The following is a 20,367-nucleotide window of genomic DNA, read 5'->3' on the forward strand; positions in this document are numbered from 1 at the left end:
CGATGAAAAGCGCACTGAAACTGGAACTGGCGGAAGCCCGTGTGATGTCCCTGGCCGCGCTGGCCAAAGCCAAGGAAATCGGCGTGACCGAGACGGTCTGCATCACCGACGAAGGCGGCTTTCCGCTGGTGCTCGAACGCATGGATGGTGCCCGCGTCACCGGCCCGCAGATCGCCTGGAACAAGGCCTTCACCGCAGCGGGGCACAAGCGCTCCACGCACCTGTTCAATACCTTGCCCAATGGGCCAGCGCTGCCGGGCAACGAGGCCTTTGGCATCCAGTGGAGCTTTGAAGGCAAGTTTGCGGTCTTCGTCGGCGGCTACCCCATCGTCGTCAATGGCCAGGTGATTGGCGGCGTGGGCCTGTCGGGCGGCAATGGCGAGCAGGACACCGCCTGTGGCGTGGCCGCCTTGCAAGCCTTGAAAGACCACCTGGGCGCCGCAGCCGATGTGCTGGTACAAGCCGACATCAAGAAATAAGCGCCAGGGACAACCGAGCTGAGGTCTGCGATGAACTACCGCGTACAGTGGCTGCAGACGCAGCAATCGTTTGACGTGGGTGCCGATGAGTCGGTGCTCGATGCCGCCACGCGCCAGGGCGTGGCGCTGCCCCATGAATGTACCTTTGGCGGCTGCGGCACCTGCCGCATGAAGGTGGAAGCGGGCGCGTTTGCCTATGCCGATGGCGAGCTGCCGCTGGCCATGAGCGAGGAGGAACATGCCCAGGGCTATGCGCTGGCCTGCCAGGCGCGGGCGCAGTCCGATCTGGTGATCAGCATCGCGGCGGGGCCGGACAGCTCTGCACCCATCCGGGTGCAGGCCACCGTGGCCGAGCTGCGCATGCACACGCCCGATATCTACCACCTGGCGCTGGACCTGCCCGAGGACCACGGCCTGCGCTATGTGCCGGGCCAGTACCTGAACATCTGCCTGCCCGGCGGCGAGCACCGCAGCTTCTCGATGGCCACGCCGCCGCAGGGCCGGCGCATCAGCCTGCAGATCCGCAAGATTGCCGGCGGGCGCTTTACCGATGGCCTGCTGGCGACGATGGCGGTCGGCGATACGCTGGAGGTGGAACTGCCCCACGGCAGCTTTTACTACCGCGCGCAGGACTACCAGCCAATGGTGTTTGCCGCCACCGGCACCGGCTTTGCGCCGATCAAGGCGATTCTGGAATCGCTGCTGGGCGATGCGGATTGCCCGCCGATCCACTTCTACTGGGGCATGCGCAGCGAGGCGGATCTGTACCTGCTCGACGAGATTGCGGCCTGGGCCGGGCAGTTGTATGAATTCACTTTTGTGCCGGTGCTCTCGCGCCCGTCCGATCGCTGGACCGGCCGGCGCGGCTATGTGCAGGACGCCATCGCCGAGGACTTCGAGGACCTGTCCGAGCATTCGATCTATCTGTGTGGCTCGCCCCATATGATTGCCGATGCCAAGGCGCTGATGGCCCTGTCGGGTGCGGCGCTGGACAAGATCTACAGTGACAGCTTCATCTTCCAGAACGAAGCGGCCGCCGTGGCCGAACTCAGTGAGCAAAACTAAGCGGAGCTAAGGAACAACACCATGGATCTGGGATTGACGGGCAAGGCCGCGCTGGTCTGGGGCGGCAGCAAGGGCATGGGCTATGCAGCGGCGCGCCAGCTGGCGCTCGAAGGGGTAGAGGTGGTGATTGCCGCGCGCACCGAAAGCAGCTTGCAGGCAGCGGCGCAGGCCTTGTCGGCCGAGTGTGGCCGCCCGGTGCGCTATGTGGTGGCCGACATCACGAGGAAGGCCGGACGCGAAGCTGCGCTGGCCGCCTGCCCGCAGCCGGACATTCTGGTCAACAACTCCGACGGCTACCCGCCCGGCGACTTCCGCGACTGGAGCGACGAGACCTGGCACGAGGCGCTGGACATGATGATGGTCGGCCCCATCGACATGATGCGCCGCGTGGTCGATGGCATGCAGCAGCGCGGCTACGGGCGCATCATCAATATCGTTTCGCGCAGCGTCAAGGCCGCGCATGCCGAGCTGGGGCTGTCCAACGGCGCGCGCTCGGGCCTGGTCGGCTTTGTGGCGGGTCTGGCGCGCCAGACGGTGCGCCACAACGTCACCATCAACAATGTGCTGCCCGGCGCGTTCGACACCGATGCGCAGACCCGCCACATCGACAAGCTCGCCCAGCAAAGCGGCCGCTCGCCGGCCCAGGTGCGCCAGAGCCGCGAGGCCGCCAATCCGGCAGGCCGCTTTGGCCAGCCCGAGGAGGTGGGCGCGCTGATCGCCTACCTGGCATCGCGGCACACCGGCTATGTGACCGGGCAGAGCTGGCTGATCGACGGCGGCGAGTACCCGGGGACCTATTGACGATGGGCAGTGCCAGCGGCGATGCCGTTACCGCAGGCCTTGGCGTGGCCGCGCCACGCCGCCCTGCACCCTGGCCGCTCCCGCCGTTAAAGCCCTGCTGCGGTGTGCAGCTGCTTACTTGGTGATGGGCTTGATTCGTTATACTTGCAGCCTTGCCTTGGGTAATCCAGGGCGTTTTGCTTTTTACCGGTGCAGCTGCTCTTGGCGGGTCTGCACTTTTTTCTGTGCCAGCCTCTGTTTATGACCGAACCGACCCTCCCCACCTCTTCTGATGCTTCCGCACCGGCACCAGCTGCGGCAGCGCCCGCAGCGGGCGGTGATACGCGTCGCCAGCCCAAGCAGGAGCGCCGCGAGCGCCCTGCAGGCGCAGCGCCGGTGCTGAACTCGGCGATGGCCGATGCGCTGCGTGCGGCCACCAAGGGCCATGCGCTGGAAGTGGCAGCGGCGCCTGCACCGGTCGAGGCAGATGCCGCACCCGTGCAGCGCCAGGCGCGCAGTGAGCGCCCCGCTCGCAGCGGCCAGGCCCCCCGCCGCAGCAACAAGCCCGGCAATGGCGCACGCCGCGAAGGCCAGGGTGCTGGTGGCCGTGGCCCGCGCCGTGACGGTGGCCAGGCAGCCCCCGCTGCGCCCAAGGCGCCTCCCCGCCCACGCCACCCGGTGGTGGAAAAGCTCGCAGGTCTGTACCCGGCGCTGTTTGGTGACCAGCCGCTGCCGCTCAAGCGCGGTGTGTTCCAGGACCTGATGGCCGCCCACCCCGACGCGTTCGAGAAGAGCGAGCTGAAGGTGGCCCTGGGCCTGCATACCCGTTCGACCCGCTACCTGAACGCCGTGGCAATGGGCCAGCCCCGCCATGACCTGCAGGGCCAGGTGGTCGAGGCGATGGCGCCTGAGCACGTGTTCCATGCGCTGGTGGAGTCCTTCCGCCGACGCAAGCCGCGCGACGGCGAAGACCTGCAGCTCAAGCTGCGCCGCCGCATCGGCATGGCCTACATCGCTTCCGACCTGAGCCGCGACGACTTCCTGGCCAAGGTCCAGGTCAAGGATGAAGCAACCCAGGCGATGCTCGCTGCTGCCATGCAGGAAGTGGCCGAGTTCGACGCCAAGGCCGAGGCGCTGGCGACCGCCCATGCTGCCAGCGGCAAGAGCGTGGCCGAGTTTGCCGACATGTACGGCATGCACCCGGCTGCGGTCGAGCGCCACCTGCACCGCGCCGCCCAGACCAAGGCGATTGCTGCACGCCCTGCCGCTGCCCCCGCGGCCCCCGAAGCGGCGGACGAGGACGAGGTGGCCGAGCCGGCCGCCGCCAAGGCCGACGACAGCGCTGCTGCTGAATAAATCCGGCCTTCGCCCAGTAAAAAGCTGCCCGCGCTCTAAAAGCGTGGACAGCTTTTTTTATGTGCTGGCTTGATCGCCGATCAGCCGCTGCTTACACTGACCGTCTGAGACCTGGCAAGGAGACCGCCATGAAGCCCGATACCACCACAAGCACCACCAAGCGCCGCTGGCTGCGCAAGTTCTGGGGTGCGGTCTGTGTGATTGCGGGCCTGGCCAGCATTGCAGCCGGGCTGGAGACGGCGTTGATGGACTGAGCGCCGTTTGGTATTTAAGAAGCAGCCAAGGCCTTTTCGATAGCCGCTGCCAGCTTGGCGGGTTTGGTCATCGGTGCAAAGCGCTGCACCGTGCGGCCATCACGCGCCACCAGAAACTTGGTGAAGTTCCACAGAATCCGCCCACCCAGGATGCCCGGCGCCTGCGCCTTGAGCCAGGCAAACAAGGGGTCGGTGTGCGGGCCGTTCACTTCCACCTTGGCCAGGCTGGGAAAGCTGGTCTGGTAGTTCAGCTCGCAAAACTGCGCAATCTCGGCATTGCTGCCCGATGCCTGCGCACCAAACTGGTTGCACGGCACCCCCAGCACCTGCAGGCCCTGGGCGCCGTACTGCTGCTGCAAGGCCTCCAGCCCTTTGAGCTGCGGCGTGAAACCGCAGGCCGTGGCCGTGTTGACCACCAGCACCACCTGGCCGGCATAGCGCGACAGCGGCAGCGGCTGGGCGCTGGCATCGTGGAGAACAAAGTCCTGGATCGTGTGCGGGGTTGCGGGCATGGCGGCTATCTTAGTCGCTATCCTGCCTTCAGTGAGCCGCCTTCAGCGCCACTCAGGGCAGTCGCGACTCCAGCGCCGCGATCAGCGAGGCCGACAGCACCAGCGCGCCGCCCAGCAGCAGGCGGCCCGAGAGCACCGTGCCCTCGATCAGCACATTGGACGCGCTGGCAAACACCACCTCGGACAGCATCACCACCGCAGCGGTGGTGGCGGCCAGGCGCGAGGCTCCGTATTGCAAGGTCCAGTTGCTCAGCATGATCAGCACGGCGACGACCAGCACCATCAGCGGCCAGCCCCAGGCGATATCGGGAACAGGCGGCATGCGGCCCAGGGAGATGCCCAGCACCGACATGGCGCCGGCGGCGACCAGGCCGCCAAAGAACATGGCCAGCATGCGCGCCTCCCCCGGCACGCGGTACTGGCTGCGCAACACCACATTGGTGCCGGCAAAGGTGAAGCCGCCGACAATCGCCAGCGCATCGGGCAGCGAGAGGTTGGCCGTCAGGCTCTGCCAGGTAGCGCCGGCCGGAATCATCACGATCAGCACGCCGCTGAAGGCCAGCACCAGGCGCAGTATCGAATACTTGTTGGGCTTTTCACCCAGAAAGTACCAGGCCAGCAGCACCGACCAGGCGGGCATCAGATAGAACAGCAGCACCACGCGCACCACATCGCCGGTGGTGGCAGCCCAGTTGAACAGCACATTGGTGCTGCCCGAGGTGAAGGCCAGCAGTAGCAGCAGCGGGTGGCGCCGAGCAATGGCCGCCGCCGCCGGCTTGACCAGCAGCAGCCCGCAAAACAGGATCAGGTAGACCAGGGCCGTTCCCAGCACCGGGTGCACCCCCATGGCCTGCAGCTGGCGGAACGGCCACCAGATCGTGCCCCAGATCAGGGCGTTGGTCATCAGGGCTAAAAAGGGCAGCGCGGTGAGCATGGGGCGAGGGGAAACCGCGCCTGGGGTGCCCAGGCGCTGTCAGCTTTCTAATTTTTGGGTGGTGCAGAAGCCGGGTGGCTTGGCGCTGGGCCCACCGCCTGGGGCCATCAGTGGTGGTGGTCGTGGCGGGCAATGTCCAGCAGCCGTTGGACTTCCTGCGGATGCTGTTTGCAATTATGCCGGTGCCACAGCAGGATGCACCACATGATGCCGGCCACCAGCAGACCAAAGCAGGTGATGGCGCCGTAGGCCGACATGCCAAAGCGGGTGAACATGCTGTAGACGACACCCAGGCCCAGGATGCAGGCCTGCTCGTTGAAGTTCTGCACGGCAATCGAGCGGCCCGAGCCCATCAGGTTGTGGCCCCGGTGTTGCAGCAAGGCATTCATCGGCACCACCAGGAAGCCGCCCAGGCCCCCCAGCACGACCAGGAAAGGCACCGCCAGCCAGATGCTGTGGATAAAGTTCATGCACACCACCAGGAGGCCCATCGCAATGCCCAGCGGGATCACGCGCGTGGCGCCGTCGAGCTTCATGCGCATCGAGGCCAGAATGGCGCCGACTGCCGTGCCAATCGCCACCACGCCGACGAGCGCCGAGGCCTTGGTGGTGCTGTAGCCCAGCGCTACCGCGCTCCAGGCCAGCACGATATAGCGCAGGTTGCCCGACACGCCCCAGAACAAGGTGGTGGTCGACAGCGAGATCTGGCCGAGCTTGTCGCGCCAGAGGCGGCTGTTGCAGCGCCAGAAGTCGGGCAGCAGGTCCATGACGTTGGAGAACATGCTGCGGCTCATGTCCTGGCGCAGCGGCACCAGCTGGGTATTCGTGCGCGGGATGCGCGTGTTGAACCATGCAGCGCCGGCATACAGCAGCCCGATCACGCAGATCGCCGCCTCGGACGGGGTGTCGATAGGGGTGTCGATCAGCGGCAGATCAAAAGACAGCAGCCAGCCCGAGACCTGGGGGCCCACCAGCTGGCCACCCAGCAGCACACCCAGGATGATCGAGGTAATGGTCAGCCCCTCGATCCAGCCATTGGCCCGCACCAGCTGGCTGGCGGGCAGCAGCTCGGTGAGGATGCCGTATTTGGCCGGGGAGTAGGCTGCTGCGCCCAGGCCGACGACTGCATAGGCGAGCAGCGGGTGGTGGCCAAACAGCATCAGCAGGCAGCCGACGACCTTGATGGCATTGCTGATGAACATCACCTGCCCCTTGGGGTAGGCATCGGCAAAAGCGCCTACAAACGGTGCCAGGATCACGTAGAACAGCGCGAACATGGGCACCAGGGCGGCACGCTGCCACTCGGCGGCCCCTGCGTTGATCAGCAGATCGACGGCAACGACAAACAGGGCGTTGTCGGCCAGCGAGCTGAAAAACTGCGCCGACATGATGGTGTAGAAACCGCGCTTCATTCGTTGGGGATGCTAATAAGGGATGCTAATGGCGCGAGAAATTTGTAAGCTGCGTGTAGGGAGTCGAGGTTATAGCACGCAGGGGCGAAAGCACGGTGCCAGAATACTAGGGGTTTTTCATCATCTTGTTGTGAGTATTCGCCATGCCGCGCCCCATTCTAGCCACCATTCATACCGCTGCCTTGCAACATAACCTGGCACGCGCGCGTCAAGCGGCGCAAGACGCCAAGCTGTGGTGTGTCGTGAAAGCAAACGCTTACGGGCATGGTATCGAGCAGGTGTTTGATGGCATGCGCGCCGCCGATGGCTTTGCGCTGCTGGAGCCGTCCGAGGCGCAGCGCATCCGTGATCTGGGCTGGCGCGGCCCCATCCTGCTGCTCGAAGGCGTCTTTGATGCGCGTGACCTGGAGCTGTGCTCGCGCCTGAACCTCTGGCACACGGTGCACTGCGACCAGCAGATCGACTGGCTGGCGGCGCACAAGACCCAGCAGCCCCACCGCGTGTTCCTGAAGATGAACTCCGGCATGAACCGCCTGGGCTTCACCGCCGAGCGCTACCGCTCGGCCTGGGCGCGCCTCAATGCGCTGCCCCAGGTGGACGAGATCTCCTTCATCACCCATTTCAGCGATGCCGATACCGCCAAGGGCATTGGCGCGGCACTGGCGCTGTTCACCCAGACCACTGTGGACCTGCCCGGCGAGCGCAGCATCTGCAACAGCGCCGCGCTGCTGCGCCATCCTGATATGTCGGCGAGCGAGCGTGGCGACTGGGTGCGCGGCGGCATCCTGCTCTATGGCAGCGCGCCCGATTACCCGCTGCAAACCGCTGACGACTGGGGCCTGCAGCCCACGATGACCTTGTCAGCCAAGGTCATCGGCGTGCAGGAACTGCAGCCCGGCGACACCGTCGGCTATGGCTCGGCCTTTACCGCCGACAAGCCCATGCGCATCGGTGTCGTTGCCTGCGGCTATGCCGACGGCTACCCCCGCCACTGCGGCAACGGCACCCCCGTGCTGGTCGACGGCCAGCGCTCGCGCCTGATCGGCCGGGTCAGCATGGACATGGTCACCGTTGATCTCACGGACATCCCCCAAGCTGGCTGGGGCAGCGAGGTCACCCTCTGGGGCCGCGCCGCCAATGGCACCGTGCTCGCCATCGACGAAGTGGCACACGCCGCCGGCACCGTGGGCTATGAGCTGATGTGCGCGGTGGCGCCCCGGGTGCCGGTGGTGGTGGATGGGCACTGAGCTGCCTTAAATATAGGCAGATCTTCCAAGGGCTGGGCTGGGAGGGCGCTGCGCCATCGCTTCTGAAGGTTTCAGCCAGCCCCGCAGGCTTTAAAGAAATGCCTGCCTTTGCAGCCGGAGCGCGTCGCGGTCGATGCTGGCTGCGAGCTGTTCCATATCCACCGGGCTGACGCCCAGCGCCTGAAAATGCACAGCCCATTGGTCGACGACCGCTGCCACCTTTTTCACCAGCGCCAGGGCGCGCGGCCTTTTAAGGCCGTACTCGTTGATCTGGGTGAGGGCATTCTCCAAGGTGGATTCGGCGCCCATGGTTCCCACGCTGAGGGCTTGGTAGCCCAGGTTTTGCCGGCTCGGCACCACGTCGTAGGCGGGGCTGAGGTCGTAATATCCATCCGCCAGATTGAGGCTGATGCAGTGGTTGCGCTCATGGTCGTCGGTGTTGTCCATGAGGATGTTGAAAACCATGCGCTTGAACAACTCCTCGCGCATGGCGGCTTGTCGCTCGGGATGGCCCAGGCGCAGCAGGATGCTTGCCAAGGCGCTGTAGCCCATCTCCAGCCCCGCAGCGCGCAGGGCGGTATGGGCAGACTGGCAGTGCACCCGGAAGGGGCCGATGCGGTCAAAACGTTCGACGGTGAGTGCGTGCCGTGCTTTGCCATAGCGTGGTGGCAGAGGCAGCACCGCCGTGTTGGCGGTGTACATGCCGGCTTGTGCGGCCAGCCTCATCGTCGCGTGTTCAATCAGCGGGGTATCCACGGCATCATCCAACTCGCTGAACTTGATGACGCAAGGGCCATTGTCGGTCTGCAGCAAGGCCTTGGGCCGGGCGCCGCCCAAGGTGACGCCGGGCTGGATCAGCCGCTGTATCTCAGGGGTGATCGGGACCTGGGTCTGCACGTCTTCTACGGCGGCAGCGAGTTGCGCCAAGTCGTTCAACCGCGGATAGGGCCCGATGTAGCGCGGCAGATAGTGCTCGGCCGAGATGGAGATGCCCAGCGCGCCGAAGCGGTCGTCTCCGGCAAAGAGCAGCATCTCCAGAATCGACAGGCGTGCAGGCCGGTCGATGTGGCGGATGATGCGCTCGCCCCAGCGGTCAGGCCGGGCATCGTCAATGGCGCCGGGCGCTGTGTGCTTTTCATCATTGCTGAAGAGCTGGCCTTGTACCAACGGCAGGTCCTCGCTGAGCGCAAAGTTCCACCAATCTGGCGCATAGCTGAACGTGGCGCAATCCGCCACCAACCGCGAGAGGCTGACCGTGCCCGCCAAGGTGGGCGCTGCTGGGTTGACCATGGCCCAGACATAGAGCTGGTCTTGCGACACATAGTTGCGTGGGGAGACTGCGGCAGTCATGGCTTTTTAGGGGCTGTTTTAGCCATTAAAGCAGCCAGTCCTGAGGCAATATCACTAGCTTCTTTGAAGCGCGAAAAAGCCTTCGAGTCATGAAGTGCCAATAAAGCTTGGTGATTTGAAGAAAGATCGTTTGCTAAGCGGTTGATTGCGAGCTTCTGCGCCGTAGCTGCAAGCCGCTCTGCAGGCTTGTTCTGAACAGCAGCCGCCAGTTGAGAGGTTGGATGCTCGTGAAACGTGCGCAGTACATTTTGCTCGTTTAGGCTCTGCTCTCGTGCTGGGGGCTGTGGTGATATTACTGGAGGCGCGCTCCTCCGCGGAGCGGCAGATTTGCGTTGTGTACGAGCCTTAGCAATTTCTCTCTCCAGCGCCGCATGGTCGTTCTGCGGCGCAATCAGCTCAGCCAAATCGCCCTTTGGATTGATCAGCCACATGCACATCACATAGGAGGCCATTGCCACCGACGGATCTCCCCGCTCGATCCGCGCCATCGTGGGCTGCGAAATGCCCAGGCGCTTGGCCCATTGCGCCTGCGACTCTCCCCGGCGCTTACGGGCGATTGCAATGTTCTGCCCCAGCTTTTCGATCTGCTGCAGAACGGCTTGCGGGTAGTCAGAGGGCGGTGTATTTTGGCGAGGCATTCATAGATATTAGTCTTTTACGAGAAAAAAGCAAATCTATGAATTAGTTCGACTTCTACATGCATGGAATACGGCCAATTTCTGCTTGCTAGATGCTTAAAGCAACATAGATATCATCATTTATGCATATTTCATTCATCTATAAATAATTCGATGGGGCTACATCATGCCTCACTGCTTTTCCTCCAGAGAGCCGCGTGATCTCGGGTGGCACATCCAGCAAGCTGTTCTCTAGGAAGTTAGCCAGTGGACTGCCCAAAAAATAGGCAGCCAATAACCCACGGGTTTACCCTAGCGTCACCAGGGTTTGTGCAGGCCGCGCGCAATTAGCGTACAGTTTTGTACGTTTAATGCTTTTGCCTCCTTACCATGACCTCCAAAGAACGCCAACCCCGCAGTGATGCGCTGGCCCATCGCAGCCAGTTGCTTGATGCGGCTCTGCATGTGTTTACCGAGCAGGGGGTGACGGTGGCCTTGGATGCGGTGGCCGAGCGGGCGGGGGTGAGCCGCACGACGCTGTACCGCAATTTTGCGGACCGGTCCGAGCTGCTGCGGGCCTTGCTGATCCATATTTTGGACCGGCTGGCCGCCAAGGCCCAGGCCTTGAGCGCCACCGGCGATGCCGATGCGCTGTTCGAGTTTCTGCGCCTCTGGGCGCATGACTCGGTGCTGACCGTGCCGCTGACCGATTACTGGCGTTCGCTGCCGCTCGATGACCCCTTGGTCGTCGATCTGCGCGCGCGTCTGTTGGCGCTGGTGACACCGTTATTGCTGCAGGCCAAGGCGGCAGGGCGCTGTCGGGAGGATCTGCAAGGCGCTGATTTGCTGCTGATCGTCGGCATGTTCAGTGCGGCGCGGCGGGGCCGCACACCGGCTGAGCGCCTACAGCTGAGCGACCGCGCCTGGCAGCTGATCACCGAGGGCCTGCGCGTGGATGCCCGGGAGATGGCATGAACGCGCCTGCCTTTCGCTATGTCGAGCAACCCCCGGATTGGGAGACGCATGAGCGCCCCGTGCTGCCGGGCTCGCCCGCGCGGCTGCAGCACACGCTGCCCCGGCGCATTGCCTACATCATGGTGGGCCTGTTTGTCGGCCTGGTCGGTGGTCTGGGCAATGGCCTGGTCACCGCCAATCTGACTTCGATCCAGGGCCAACTGGGCCTGACCGCAGTGGAGGCCGCCTGGCTGCCTGCAGCTTATGTGATGGTCAATGTGACGGCCAACCTGCTGGTCTTCAAAAGCCGCCAGCAGCTGGGCCTGCGGGTGTTTGCCGAATGGGGCCTGGGCATCTATGCGCTGCTGGCGCTGCTGCATGTGTTTGTCGAGGGCTACACGATGTCCATCGTCGTGCGGGCGGTGGCCGGTTTTGCCGGGGCCACCACCACGTCGCTGGCCGTCATGTATGTGATGCAGGGTTTTCCGGCGTCCAAGGTGCCCTCGGCCTTCATCCTGGGCATGAACATGTCCTCGATCGCCGTGCCGCTGGCCTGGGTGCTGTCGCCCTCGCTGGTCAACGTCAATCCCTGGCCCCATCTGTATGCGTTCGAGGCGGGCCTGGCGCTGATGGCCTTTGCCGCCGTGGTGGTGCTCAAGCTGCCACGGGGCCTGCAGATCCATGTGTTCGAGCCGCTGGACTTTGTGACCTTTCTGCTGGTTGCGCCTGCGGTGGGCCTGCTGTGTGCGGTGCTGGCCCAGGGCGTCAATGCCTGGTGGTTCAATGCCCCCTGGCTGGCCTATGCGCTGATCGCCTCGGTGGTGCTGTTTGCGCTCGCCGCGCTGCTGGAATACAGCCGGCGCACGCCGCTGATCCAGCTGCGCTGGCTGATGCACCCCACGACGCTGACCTTCATGGCCGGGGCCATCATGATGCGTTTCATGATCTCCGAGCAGAACTACGGCGTGGTGGGTCTGCTGCGCGCGATGGGCGTGGTGCCCGAGCAGCTGCAGGCACTGTACGGCGTGATCTTTGTCGGCATGCTGCTGGGCGTGATCGTCGGGGCGGCCACCTTCAGCGCGCAGGCCATCCTGCCGCAGATCCTGACCTCGATCCTGCTGATCGGCGTGGGCGGATGGCTGGACCTGCACTCCACCAGCCTGAGCCGCCCGCATGACTTCTTCTTCAGCCAGTTCCTGATCGCGTTTTCGGCGGCGCTGTTCATGGGGCCGGTGATGATGATCGGCATCCAGCGCGCGCTGGGCAAGGGGCTGGACCACATGGTCACCTTTGTCGTGCTGTTCTCGGTGACCCAAAGCCTGGGCGGCCTGCTCGGCCCGGCGCTGCTGGGCAGTATCCAGCAGCAGCGCGCCCAGCTCTATACCCAGGCGATTGCGGCCGAGATGCCGGTGACCAACCCGCTGGTCGCGCAGCGCCTGGCCCAGCAATCGCAGTCCCTGGGCCGCACGATCACCGACCCGGTGCAGCGCGGCGCCCAAAGCCAGGCCCAGCTGGTGCAGGTGATCCGGCGCGAAGCGGCGGTGCGTGCCTTCAACGATGTGTTCCGCGTCATTGGTGCGATGGCGCTGGCCTTCCTGGCCTGGGCGTTCTACCGCGTGCTGCGCCAGCGCATGCTGGCCTGGCTGGCGCGGCGCCGAGGCGAGCTGCCGGCCCCCGTCTGATCCCACCCCTTTTCGATCCCTATCTACAAAGCAACAACAATGGCTGATACTGAAAAACCCACCCCCAACGCTGCCCCCGCTCCCGCAGCGGAGCCGGCAGCCCCCCAAGCCACGCCAACGCCTGCGGCGCCCGTGCCCGCCGCTGCGCCTGCGGCATCGCCAACGGCCAAGCTGATCCGGCCCAGCCGCCGCGCGGTGCTGACGATGGCGGTTGTCGCCTTGGCCGGCGTGCTGCTGGTGCTCTGGGCCTGGAAGCTGCCGCCCTTTGCCTCCGACATGATGCGGACCGACAACGCCTATGTGCGCGGCCAGATCACCGTGCTGGCGCCCCAGGTCAGCGGTTATGTGACCGAGGTGAATGTGCAGGACTATGCGCACGTCAAGCGCGGCGATGTGCTGCTGCGCATCGACGACCGCATCTATGCCGAAAAAGTGGCCCAGGCCCAGGCGCAGCTGGACAATGCCCGCGCGCAGCTGGCCAACTCGGACCAGACTCAGGCGCAAAACCGCGCCAACCTGGGCGCACGCCAGGCCAGCCTGTCGGCGGTGGACGCCGAAGCCCGCCGTGCGGCGGCCGATCTGCAGCGGGTCGAGGACCTGGCCGCGCGCGGCTCGGTGTCGCTGCGCGAGCGTGACCAGTCGCGCGCCACCAGCCAGTTGGCCAAGGCCAATGTGCAAAAGGCGCAGGCCGACATCCGCATTGGCGAGCAAAGCATCAAATCCACCCAGGTGGCACGGGCCAGCCTGGAAGCCCAGGTGAAGGCCGCCGAAGCCCAGCTGGGCCTGGCCAGGATCGACCTGGACAACACGGTGGTGCGTGCGCCGCGCGATGGCCAGATCAGCGAGGCCTCAGTGCGCCTGGGCCAGTATGTGGCCGCTGGCACGCAGCTGCTGTTCCTGGTGCCCGAGCAGCTGTGGGTGGTAGCCAACTTCAAGGAAACCCAGATTGCCCACATGCAGCAGGGCCAGGCCACCAGCTTTTACGTCGATGCGCTGGAAGGCGCACGGTTGAGTGGCCATATCGAGCAGATGGCACCGGCGACCGGCTCGGAATTCAGCGTCATCAAGGCCGACAATGCCTCGGGCAACTTCATCAAGATCGTGCAGCGCCTGCCGATCCGCATTGCGATTGATCCGGACCAGCCGCTCGCTGCCCGCCTGCGCCCGGGCATGTCGGTCGAAGTGCAGGTGGACACCCGCGCGGCCAAGGCCGCTGCCCAGGGAGACCGGCCATGACCCGCACTCTGGCAGTGCGCGGTTCGGCCTGGACCACGCTGACCACCCTGAGCCTGGCCCTGCTGCTGGCCGGTTGCGCACCGGCGCTGCGCCAGGCGCCTGCCGATGCCGCCGTGACCGTGCCCGCCGCCTGGGCGCAGAGCGAGGCCGCGGCCACCAGTGGGCCTGAGGCAGCCGTGCCCGCCGCCTGGTGGCAGGCCTTTGGCGATGAGCAGCTCAACCACTATGTGCAGGCCGCGCTGGCGCGCAATGCCAACCTGCAGGTGGCGGGCACCCGGGTGGCGGCTGCGCGCGCCCAGCTCGCGGCGGCCGATGCCGCACTGCAACCCAACCTGTCGCTGGGCGCCAATGTGGGCGCCACCCACACCTTGACGGCCTCGGGCATCACCACCAGCCGCTCCGTTCAGCCCCAGCTGCAGGCCAGCTGGGAACCCGATCTGTGGGGCCGCCTGGGCGACCGCAGTGCCGCAGCCGATCTGCAGTACCGTGCCAGCCAGGCCGACCGGGATGCAGTGGCGCTGACGGTGGCGGCCACCACGGCCCAGGCCTATGTCGATCTGCTGGGCCGCGAGGCACAACTGGCCCAGACGCGCCAGACCTTGCAGACCCGCAGCACCGCGCTGCAGCTGGCCCGGGACCAGGAATCGGTGGGCTATATCTCGCGCCTGCAGGTGACGCAGGCACAGGCCGAGTACGAGGCAGTGCAGGGCCAGATCCCGCCGCTGGAGCTGGCCATTGCGCGCCAGTACAACGCGCTGCAACTGCTGGCCGGCGATGTGCCCGCCGTGCGCGATACCAAGGCGGCCGACGGCCAGGGCTTTGCCCGCCTGCAGATGCCGGTGGTGCCTGCGGCGCTGCCATCAACCTTGCTGCGCCGCCGGCCTGACCTGGTGCAGGCCGAGCTGAACCTGGCCGCCAGTGATGCCAGCCTGCGTGCCAGCCGGGCCGCCTACCTGCCCCAGCTCAACCTCAGCGCCAGTGCGGGGCGGCTGTTTGTCAATGCGCTGCAGTACAACCCCATCAATGTCTGGAGCCTGGGCGCCAGCGTGCTGGCACCGCTGTTGGATGGCGGCCGGCTTGATGCGCAGTACGGCACCGCCACGGCCCAGCGTGACCAGGCCGCCTACGCCTACCGGGGCGCGGTGCTGTCGGCCTTGGGCGATGTGGAAAACGCGCTGGTGGGCGTGCAGCGCCTGGCCGAGCAGGAGCAGGCAGCCGAGCGCCGCCGCGCCGTGCTGGCCCAGACCCTGGGCTATGCCAAGGACCGCTATGAGGCGGGCTATGCGTCCTACCTCGAGCAGATCGACGCCCAGCGCAACCTGTTCCAGGCCGAGACCGAGCTGGTCAACCTGCGCCAGAGCCGGCTGGACAACCAGATTGCGCTGTACCGCGCGCTGGGCGGGGGCTGGTCGGCCGATGCCGTGTTGCCCGCAGCCGCTGCGCAGCCGGCCGCAGATTAGACGGGGCTTAATCCCTGCACAAAGCGTTGCGCACAGCCGTCAGACCGGGGGTGGCAGGGGGATCCAGCCGCAGCGGGCGCTGGCGCCGCCGCATAATGCGCGAATGCCCCGTTCTGGGGCGTTTTGTGCAGCAAGGCGGTGCATGTGCGCCTTCTGCAGCTGCCGGGTATTGCTGCCATGTCTGAGACTGTTGTATTGCGGGGGCCCGAGCGCCCTGATCTGTTGCGCCATGAGGTGCTGGCTGATGTATTTGAGGCCACTGCCTATGCCCACCCGGAGCAGGTCGCACTGATCGCCGGTGCGCGGCAGCTGACCTATGCCCAGCTCGATGCCGATGCCAGCCGCGCGGCGCACCGGCTGATCGAGGCCGGTATTGGCCCGGGTGACATGGTGGGCCTGTGGCTGCCACGTGGCATTGCGCTGCTCAGCCTGCAACTGGCGATTGCCAAAACAGGCGCTGCCTGGCTGCCCTTTGACAGCGAAACACCCCCCGAGCGCATAGCGACCTGCCTGGAAGACGCAGGCGCCAAGGCACTGCTGCTGGCAGCGGCCACGCCCCAGCAGGGCCTGCGCGATGCCCAGGTGTTGTGCCCGCTATGGACCGATGTGGACCTGCTGGCCGATCTGCCCGCTGGCACCACGGCGCGGCGGCGCAGCCATGCCCAGCCCGGCGATCCGGCCTATGTGATCTACACCAGCGGTTCGACCGGCAAGCCCAAGGGCATCGCCATCAACCAGGGCAGCATCTGCCACTTTCTGCGCAGCGAGAATGCACGCCTGGGCGTGCGCCTGGGCGACAAGGTCTACCAGGGCTTCTCGGTGGCCTTTGACATGTCGTTCGAGGAGATCTGGATCAGCTACCTGGTGGGCGCCACCTTGTGGATTGCGCCGCGCGAGATCGCCGGCGACCCCGAGGCGCTGCCCCAGGCCTTGCTGGACCAGCAGGTCACCGTGCTGCATGCCGTGCCCACGTTGCTGGCGCTGTTTGCCCAGGATGTGCCCAGCCTGCGCATCATCAACCTGGGTGGCGAGATGTGCCCGGAGGCGCTGGTCGACCGCTGGGCCCGCTCCAGCACCGGTGCGCCCCGCCAGCTGTTCAACACCTATGGGCCGACCGAGGCCACCGTATCGGCGAGCCTGGCCGAGCTGAAGGCGGGTGAGCCCGTGACCATCGGCACGCCGCTGCCCAACTACAGCATGGTGGTGGTGCAGGTGATCGACGCGGACAGCTTTCCCGCAGGCACGGCGCCCCAGTTGGTGGGCTTGCCGGCCGGTGAGGTGGGCGAGCTGTGCATTACCGGCCCTGGCGTGGCTGCGGGCTACCTGGGCCGGCCGGAGCTGACGGCCGAGAAGTTTTTGGACAACCCCTGGCCGGCGGGGCCGCATGACACGCGCCTCTACCGCACCGGCGACCTGGCGCGCATCGATGAAAAAGGCCAGATGCAGTGCCTGGGCCGGGCCGATGACCAGGTGAAGATCCGTGGCTTCCGCGTGGAGCTGGGCGAGATCGAGGCGGTGCTGGCCCAGCAGCCCGGTGTGGGTACCACGGCGGTGCTGCTGCGCAAGGACGATGGCATCGACCAGTTGGTGGCCTTTTATGTGCCGCTGGACGCGCCCCCCAGCCATGCAGCGCTGCGCAGCGCGCTGGCCGAGCGCCTGCCGCCCTATATGGTGCCGGCCCGTTTTGAAGCGCTGGCGCTGATGCCGCGTCTGACCTCGGGCAAGATCGACCGCAAGGCGCTGCGCGCGGCTGCGCTGAGTGCCGCGGTGGACAGCGGCGACTCTGATACCGCCGAGACCCCGGCCGAGGAAGTGCTGTTTGCCGCGCTGGCGAAGCTCTTCCCCGGCCAACCCATTCGCCGCTCGCTGGATTTCTTCAGCGACCTGGGCGGCCACTCGCTGTTTGCCGCGCGGCTGACGTCGATGCTGCGCGCCGATGCGCGCTTTGCACAGGCCACCGTCAGCACCATCTACCAGCAGCGCCGCGTGGGCGCGATTGCCGAGGCGCTGCAGGCCGGCATGGTGGCGGACGATGGACCGGCGGCAGCGCCCCGTGCCTTTCGCGAGCATTCGGCGCTGCGCCGCTGGCGCTGTGGCGCCGCGCAGGCGCTGGCCATCCCGTTTCTGGTGCTGGTCAAGATGGCGCAGTGGCTGGCGCCGTTTTTCACCTACCACTTCTTCACCGGTGACGAGAACGACTCGGTGGCTGTGGCCATTGCGGTATCGGTACTGGCCTTTGCGCTGGCCACGGTGCTGGAGTTTGCCGTGGCCTGGGCCGGCAAGTGGCTGATTGCCGGCCGGCTCAAGCCGGGTCGCTACCCGCTGTGGGGGCTGACCTACTTCCGCTGGTGGCTGGCGGACCGCTTGGTCGAGGCCGTGCCCGTGGGCATGATCTCGGGCTCCTCGCTGTTCCCGCTGTGGCTGCGGGCCCTGGGTGCCAACGTGGGCAAGGACGTGGTGCTGGGCTCGATGACGGTGCGCGCCCCCGATCTGCTGCGCATTGGCGCTGGTGCCAGCGTAGGCAATGTGGTGAGTCTGGAAAACGCCCGGGTCGAAGGCGGCTGGCTGCTGCTGGGCCGCATCGATATCGGCGCCGAGGCCTGTATTGGCTCCTATGTGGTGCTGGAGGGCAATACCCGTCTGGGCGATTGGGCCCACCTCGAAGGGCAGTCCAGCCTCAGCGATGGCCAGCAGCAGCCCGCGCGCAGCGTCTGGACGGGCTCGCCCGCCCAGCCGGTGTCGGACTTCGATACCAGCTGCATGCCTGAGCGCGTGCGCCCCAGCGCCGCCTGGCGCGTCTGGGAAATGCTGGTCTATGCGGTGGGCGGTCTGAGCATCGCCACCCTGTTCTTCATGCCGGTGTTCCCGGCCTTCCTGCTGATCGACTGGCTGGATGTGGACGCGATCTCGGTGCGGCCTTTGCTCGAGGACGGGACCGTCGATGCGCTGGGCGCCTTCATCCTGCGCTTCTTCAAGTTCTTTGTGCTGGCGCTGCCCGCCAGCCTGGTGCTGGTGCTTTGCACGATGCTGGTGGCGGCCTTGGTCCGCTACCTGTTCCTGCCCCGGCTGCAGCCGGGCACCTGGTCGGTGCACAGTGGCCGCTATCTGGGCAAGTGGCTCACCAACCAGATCCAGGAAGGCAGCCTGGCCACCTTGCACGGCATCTATGCCACGGTGTTCTCGGCCAGCTGGTACCGCATGCTCGGCGCCAAGGTGGGCAAGCGCACCGAGCTGTCGACTGCGCTGGGCGTGGTGCCCGATATGCTGACCCTGGGCGACGAATGCTTTGTGGCCGATGCAGTGATGCTGGGCGATGAGCGCATCGATGGCGGCTACATGACGGTGCAGCCCACGGTGGTGTCGCGCCGCAGCTTCATCGGCAATGGCGCCTATGTGCCCGATGGCTCGACCATCCCCGAAGGGGTGCTGATCGGCGTGATGTCGGCCGTGCCGCGCAATGCCGACATGCAGGCGGGCCAGACCTGGATCGGCTCGCCGGCCATCAACCTGCCCGCGCGCGAAGTGGTGCAGGGCTACCCCGCCCACCTGACCTTTGCCCCGTCGCGCCGCCGCGTGCTGGGCCGGGGCCTGGTCGAAGCCTTCCGCATTGGCGCGCCCCATGCGCTGGTGATTGCGGCCGGTTATGCGATCGTGCTCGACGCGATGCCGCTGGCAGCAGCGGGCCGCTGGGGTGCGGTGGTGCTGGACCTGGCGGTTGCCGGCATGGTGTTCGGTCTGGTCGCTTTCTGGGCGGTGGCGCTGTTCAAGTGGCTGCTGGTGGGGCGCTACCGCAAAAAGGCCGCGCCGATGTGGACGCCCTTTGTCTGGCTGTCCGAGGCCACCACCAGCATGTACGAAGGCATTGCGGTGCCCAACTTCTTGCGCTACCTGCGCGGCACGCCCTGGCTCAACCTGGCGATGAACCTGCTGGGCAGCAAGATTGCCAGCAGCGCCTACCTGGACACCACCGACATCACCGAACACGACTGCGTGACCATCGGCGCGCACAGCGAGCTCAATGCGCTGTCCTGCCCGCAAACCCATTTGTTCGAAGACCGGGTGATGAAGGTGGACGACGTGGTCATTGGCGAGCGGGTGACGGTGGGCGCACGCTGCACGGTGCTCTACAGCGCCGAGGTGGGCGATGGCGTGCAGCTGGGCCCGATGACCCTGGTGATGAAGGGCGAGCGCCTGCCGGCGGGCAGCCGCTGGCAGGGCGCACCAGCCGCGCCATGGCGGGCCTAGCGCTCACGGGGACCCCGCAGCCGCTGGCCTTGCCGCCGGCGCTGCAGGGCCGGGTGCGGGCCCAGGCGGTGAGGATGGCCGCCGCTGCATCGGGTGTGCTGCCGCGCGAGGCGATGCGCGAGGCCGTGTACCGGGCGATTGGCGAGGCCTTGGCGCCGCAGCTGGGCTGTGCACCGGCGCAACTGGCGGTGCAGCGCCGGGCTGGGCAGGCGCCGCAGCTGCTGCGCAACGGGCAGGTACTGCCGGCCTGGCAGCTGTCCATCAGCTATGCCGATGCGATGGCGGTCTGGGCTTGTACGCAAGAGGGCGCCGTCGGCATCGATGTGCAGGGCCCGCTTGGTGATGAAAACACGGGTATCGATGCCGCTGGCTGGCCAGCGGTGGCTGCGCTGTACCTGGAGCCGGACGCAGCCGCTGCGCTGACCGGCTTGCAGCGCATGGACTGGCAGCGCGGCTTTGCGCAGCAATGGGCGCGGCTGGAAGCCCAGCTCAAATGCGCCGGGATGCCGTTGACCGAAGTTCATCATCGCCCACCTGGCTGGAATGCCGGCATTCTGGTGGCAGATCTACCAAGCGATTCAGGCGCCCTGGCACTGGCCTGGCGCGCGTCGGTCTAGGCGGCATCTGGCTTTAGCGCCCCCGTTACACTGGCCTGCACCGCAGCCGCTACCAGAAAGTAGTCAGCGCCAGGCCCATATCGATACAACGAATAAATCGTTGGCGGGGCCGGGCTGCACTGCGATAGTGCGGCGTTTTGATTTTTTGCATGGAATGAAGGAATCTG

At 66.1% G+C, this 20,367-nt stretch carries 17 protein-coding genes; 12 read left to right on the top strand and 5 right to left on the bottom strand.

What is annotated here, in order from left to right; all coding sequences use genetic code 11:
• Positions 1–2 precede the first annotated feature (2 nt).
• The 5 genes from AB7A72_RS17180 to AB7A72_RS17200 all read left to right on the top strand — a co-directional run bounded on the left by AB7A72_RS17180 (position 3) and on the right by AB7A72_RS17200 (position 3,934).
• A complete protein-coding gene (locus AB7A72_RS17180; RefSeq protein ID WP_369460673.1) occupies positions 3–479 on the top strand; it encodes a GlcG/HbpS family heme-binding protein in 477 nt (158 codons plus the stop codon).
• A 30-nt stretch (positions 480–509) separates the two neighbouring features.
• Complete coding sequence (locus AB7A72_RS17185; RefSeq protein ID WP_369460674.1) at positions 510–1,544, top strand: 2Fe-2S iron-sulfur cluster-binding protein; 1,035 nt, start codon at positions 510–512, stop codon at positions 1,542–1,544.
• A gap of 21 nt (positions 1,545–1,565) precedes the next feature.
• A complete protein-coding gene (locus tag AB7A72_RS17190) occupies positions 1,566–2,345 on the top strand; it encodes an SDR family oxidoreductase (RefSeq protein ID WP_312462249.1) in 780 nt (259 codons plus the stop codon).
• A 240-nt stretch (positions 2,346–2,585) separates the two neighbouring features.
• Entirely contained in the window at positions 2,586–3,680 is a 1,095-nt protein-coding gene (locus AB7A72_RS17195; protein ID WP_312526003.1) for a ProQ/FINO family protein, read from the top strand.
• Positions 3,681–3,808: 128 nt separating this feature from the next.
• A complete protein-coding gene (locus AB7A72_RS17200) occupies positions 3,809–3,934 on the top strand; it encodes a hypothetical protein (protein ID WP_269075791.1) in 126 nt (41 codons plus the stop codon).
• A gap of 14 nt (positions 3,935–3,948) precedes the next feature.
• On the opposite strand, the gene AB7A72_RS17205 is transcribed toward AB7A72_RS17200, so the two are convergent.
• The 3 genes from AB7A72_RS17205 to lplT form a co-directional block, all read right to left on the bottom strand.
• Positions 3,949–4,446, bottom strand: coding sequence for a glutathione peroxidase (locus AB7A72_RS17205; RefSeq protein WP_230773494.1), 498 nt, complete (start codon positions 4,444–4,446; stop codon positions 3,949–3,951).
• 52 nt (positions 4,447–4,498) lie between these two features.
• On the bottom strand, positions 4,499–5,350 hold the full coding sequence (locus AB7A72_RS17210; protein WP_369460675.1) for a DMT family transporter: 852 nt from the start codon (positions 5,348–5,350) through the stop codon (positions 4,499–4,501).
• A 137-nt stretch (positions 5,351–5,487) separates the two neighbouring features.
• The gene (lplT, locus tag AB7A72_RS17215; protein ID WP_239810215.1) at positions 5,488–6,792 is read right to left on the bottom strand and encodes a lysophospholipid transporter LplT; all 1,305 of its coding nucleotides are present in this window, start codon (positions 6,790–6,792) and stop codon (positions 5,488–5,490) included.
• A 143-nt stretch (positions 6,793–6,935) separates the two neighbouring features.
• On the opposite strand from lplT, the gene alr reads away from it, so the two are divergent.
• Positions 6,936–8,039: an alanine racemase gene (gene alr / locus AB7A72_RS17220; RefSeq protein ID WP_312462242.1), complete on the top strand. Its 1,104-nt coding sequence runs from the start codon at positions 6,936–6,938 to the stop codon at positions 8,037–8,039.
• A 90-nt stretch (positions 8,040–8,129) separates the two neighbouring features.
• On the opposite strand, the gene AB7A72_RS17225 is transcribed toward alr, so the two are convergent.
• A complete protein-coding gene (locus AB7A72_RS17225; RefSeq protein WP_369460676.1) occupies positions 8,130–9,389 on the bottom strand; it encodes a type II toxin-antitoxin system HipA family toxin in 1,260 nt (419 codons plus the stop codon).
• Complete coding sequence (locus AB7A72_RS17230) at positions 9,386–10,027, bottom strand: helix-turn-helix transcriptional regulator (RefSeq protein WP_312525993.1); 642 nt, start codon at positions 10,025–10,027, stop codon at positions 9,386–9,388. Before AB7A72_RS17230 ends, AB7A72_RS17225 begins: the two co-directional genes overlap by 4 nt.
• A 369-nt stretch (positions 10,028–10,396) precedes the next feature.
• Between AB7A72_RS17230 and AB7A72_RS17235 the strand changes: the two genes are divergently transcribed.
• From AB7A72_RS17235 to AB7A72_RS17260, 6 genes are all read left to right on the top strand, one after another.
• Entirely contained in the window at positions 10,397–10,981 is a 585-nt protein-coding gene (locus AB7A72_RS17235; protein ID WP_369460677.1) for a TetR/AcrR family transcriptional regulator, read from the top strand.
• Positions 10,978–12,642 (top strand): MFS transporter, encoded by a 1,665-nt coding sequence (locus AB7A72_RS17240; protein ID WP_312462233.1) that lies wholly within the window; start codon positions 10,978–10,980, stop codon positions 12,640–12,642. Before AB7A72_RS17235 ends, AB7A72_RS17240 begins: the two co-directional genes overlap by 4 nt.
• Positions 12,643–12,681: 39 nt before the next feature.
• Positions 12,682–13,878, top strand: a complete 1,197-nt coding sequence (locus AB7A72_RS17245; RefSeq protein WP_369460678.1) for an HlyD family secretion protein — start codon at positions 12,682–12,684, stop codon at positions 13,876–13,878.
• On the top strand, positions 13,875–15,338 hold the full coding sequence (locus AB7A72_RS17250; protein ID WP_369460679.1) for an efflux transporter outer membrane subunit: 1,464 nt from the start codon (positions 13,875–13,877) through the stop codon (positions 15,336–15,338). The genes AB7A72_RS17245 and AB7A72_RS17250 overlap by 4 nt, the downstream gene beginning before the upstream one ends.
• Positions 15,339–15,515: 177 nt before the next feature.
• Entirely contained in the window at positions 15,516–19,583 is a 4,068-nt protein-coding gene (locus tag AB7A72_RS17255) for a Pls/PosA family non-ribosomal peptide synthetase (RefSeq protein ID WP_369460680.1), read from the top strand.
• Positions 19,571–20,200 carry a 4'-phosphopantetheinyl transferase family protein gene (locus AB7A72_RS17260; protein WP_369460681.1) on the top strand — a complete coding sequence of 210 codons (630 nt, stop codon included), beginning with the start codon at positions 19,571–19,573 and terminating at the stop codon, positions 20,198–20,200. The genes AB7A72_RS17255 and AB7A72_RS17260 overlap by 13 nt, the downstream gene beginning before the upstream one ends.
• The last annotated feature ends 167 nt before the right edge of the window (positions 20,201–20,367 follow it).

It is taken from the genome of Comamonas sediminis, assembly GCF_041107495.1.
Taxonomy (GTDB): domain Bacteria; phylum Pseudomonadota; class Gammaproteobacteria; order Burkholderiales; family Burkholderiaceae_C; genus Comamonas; species Comamonas sediminis.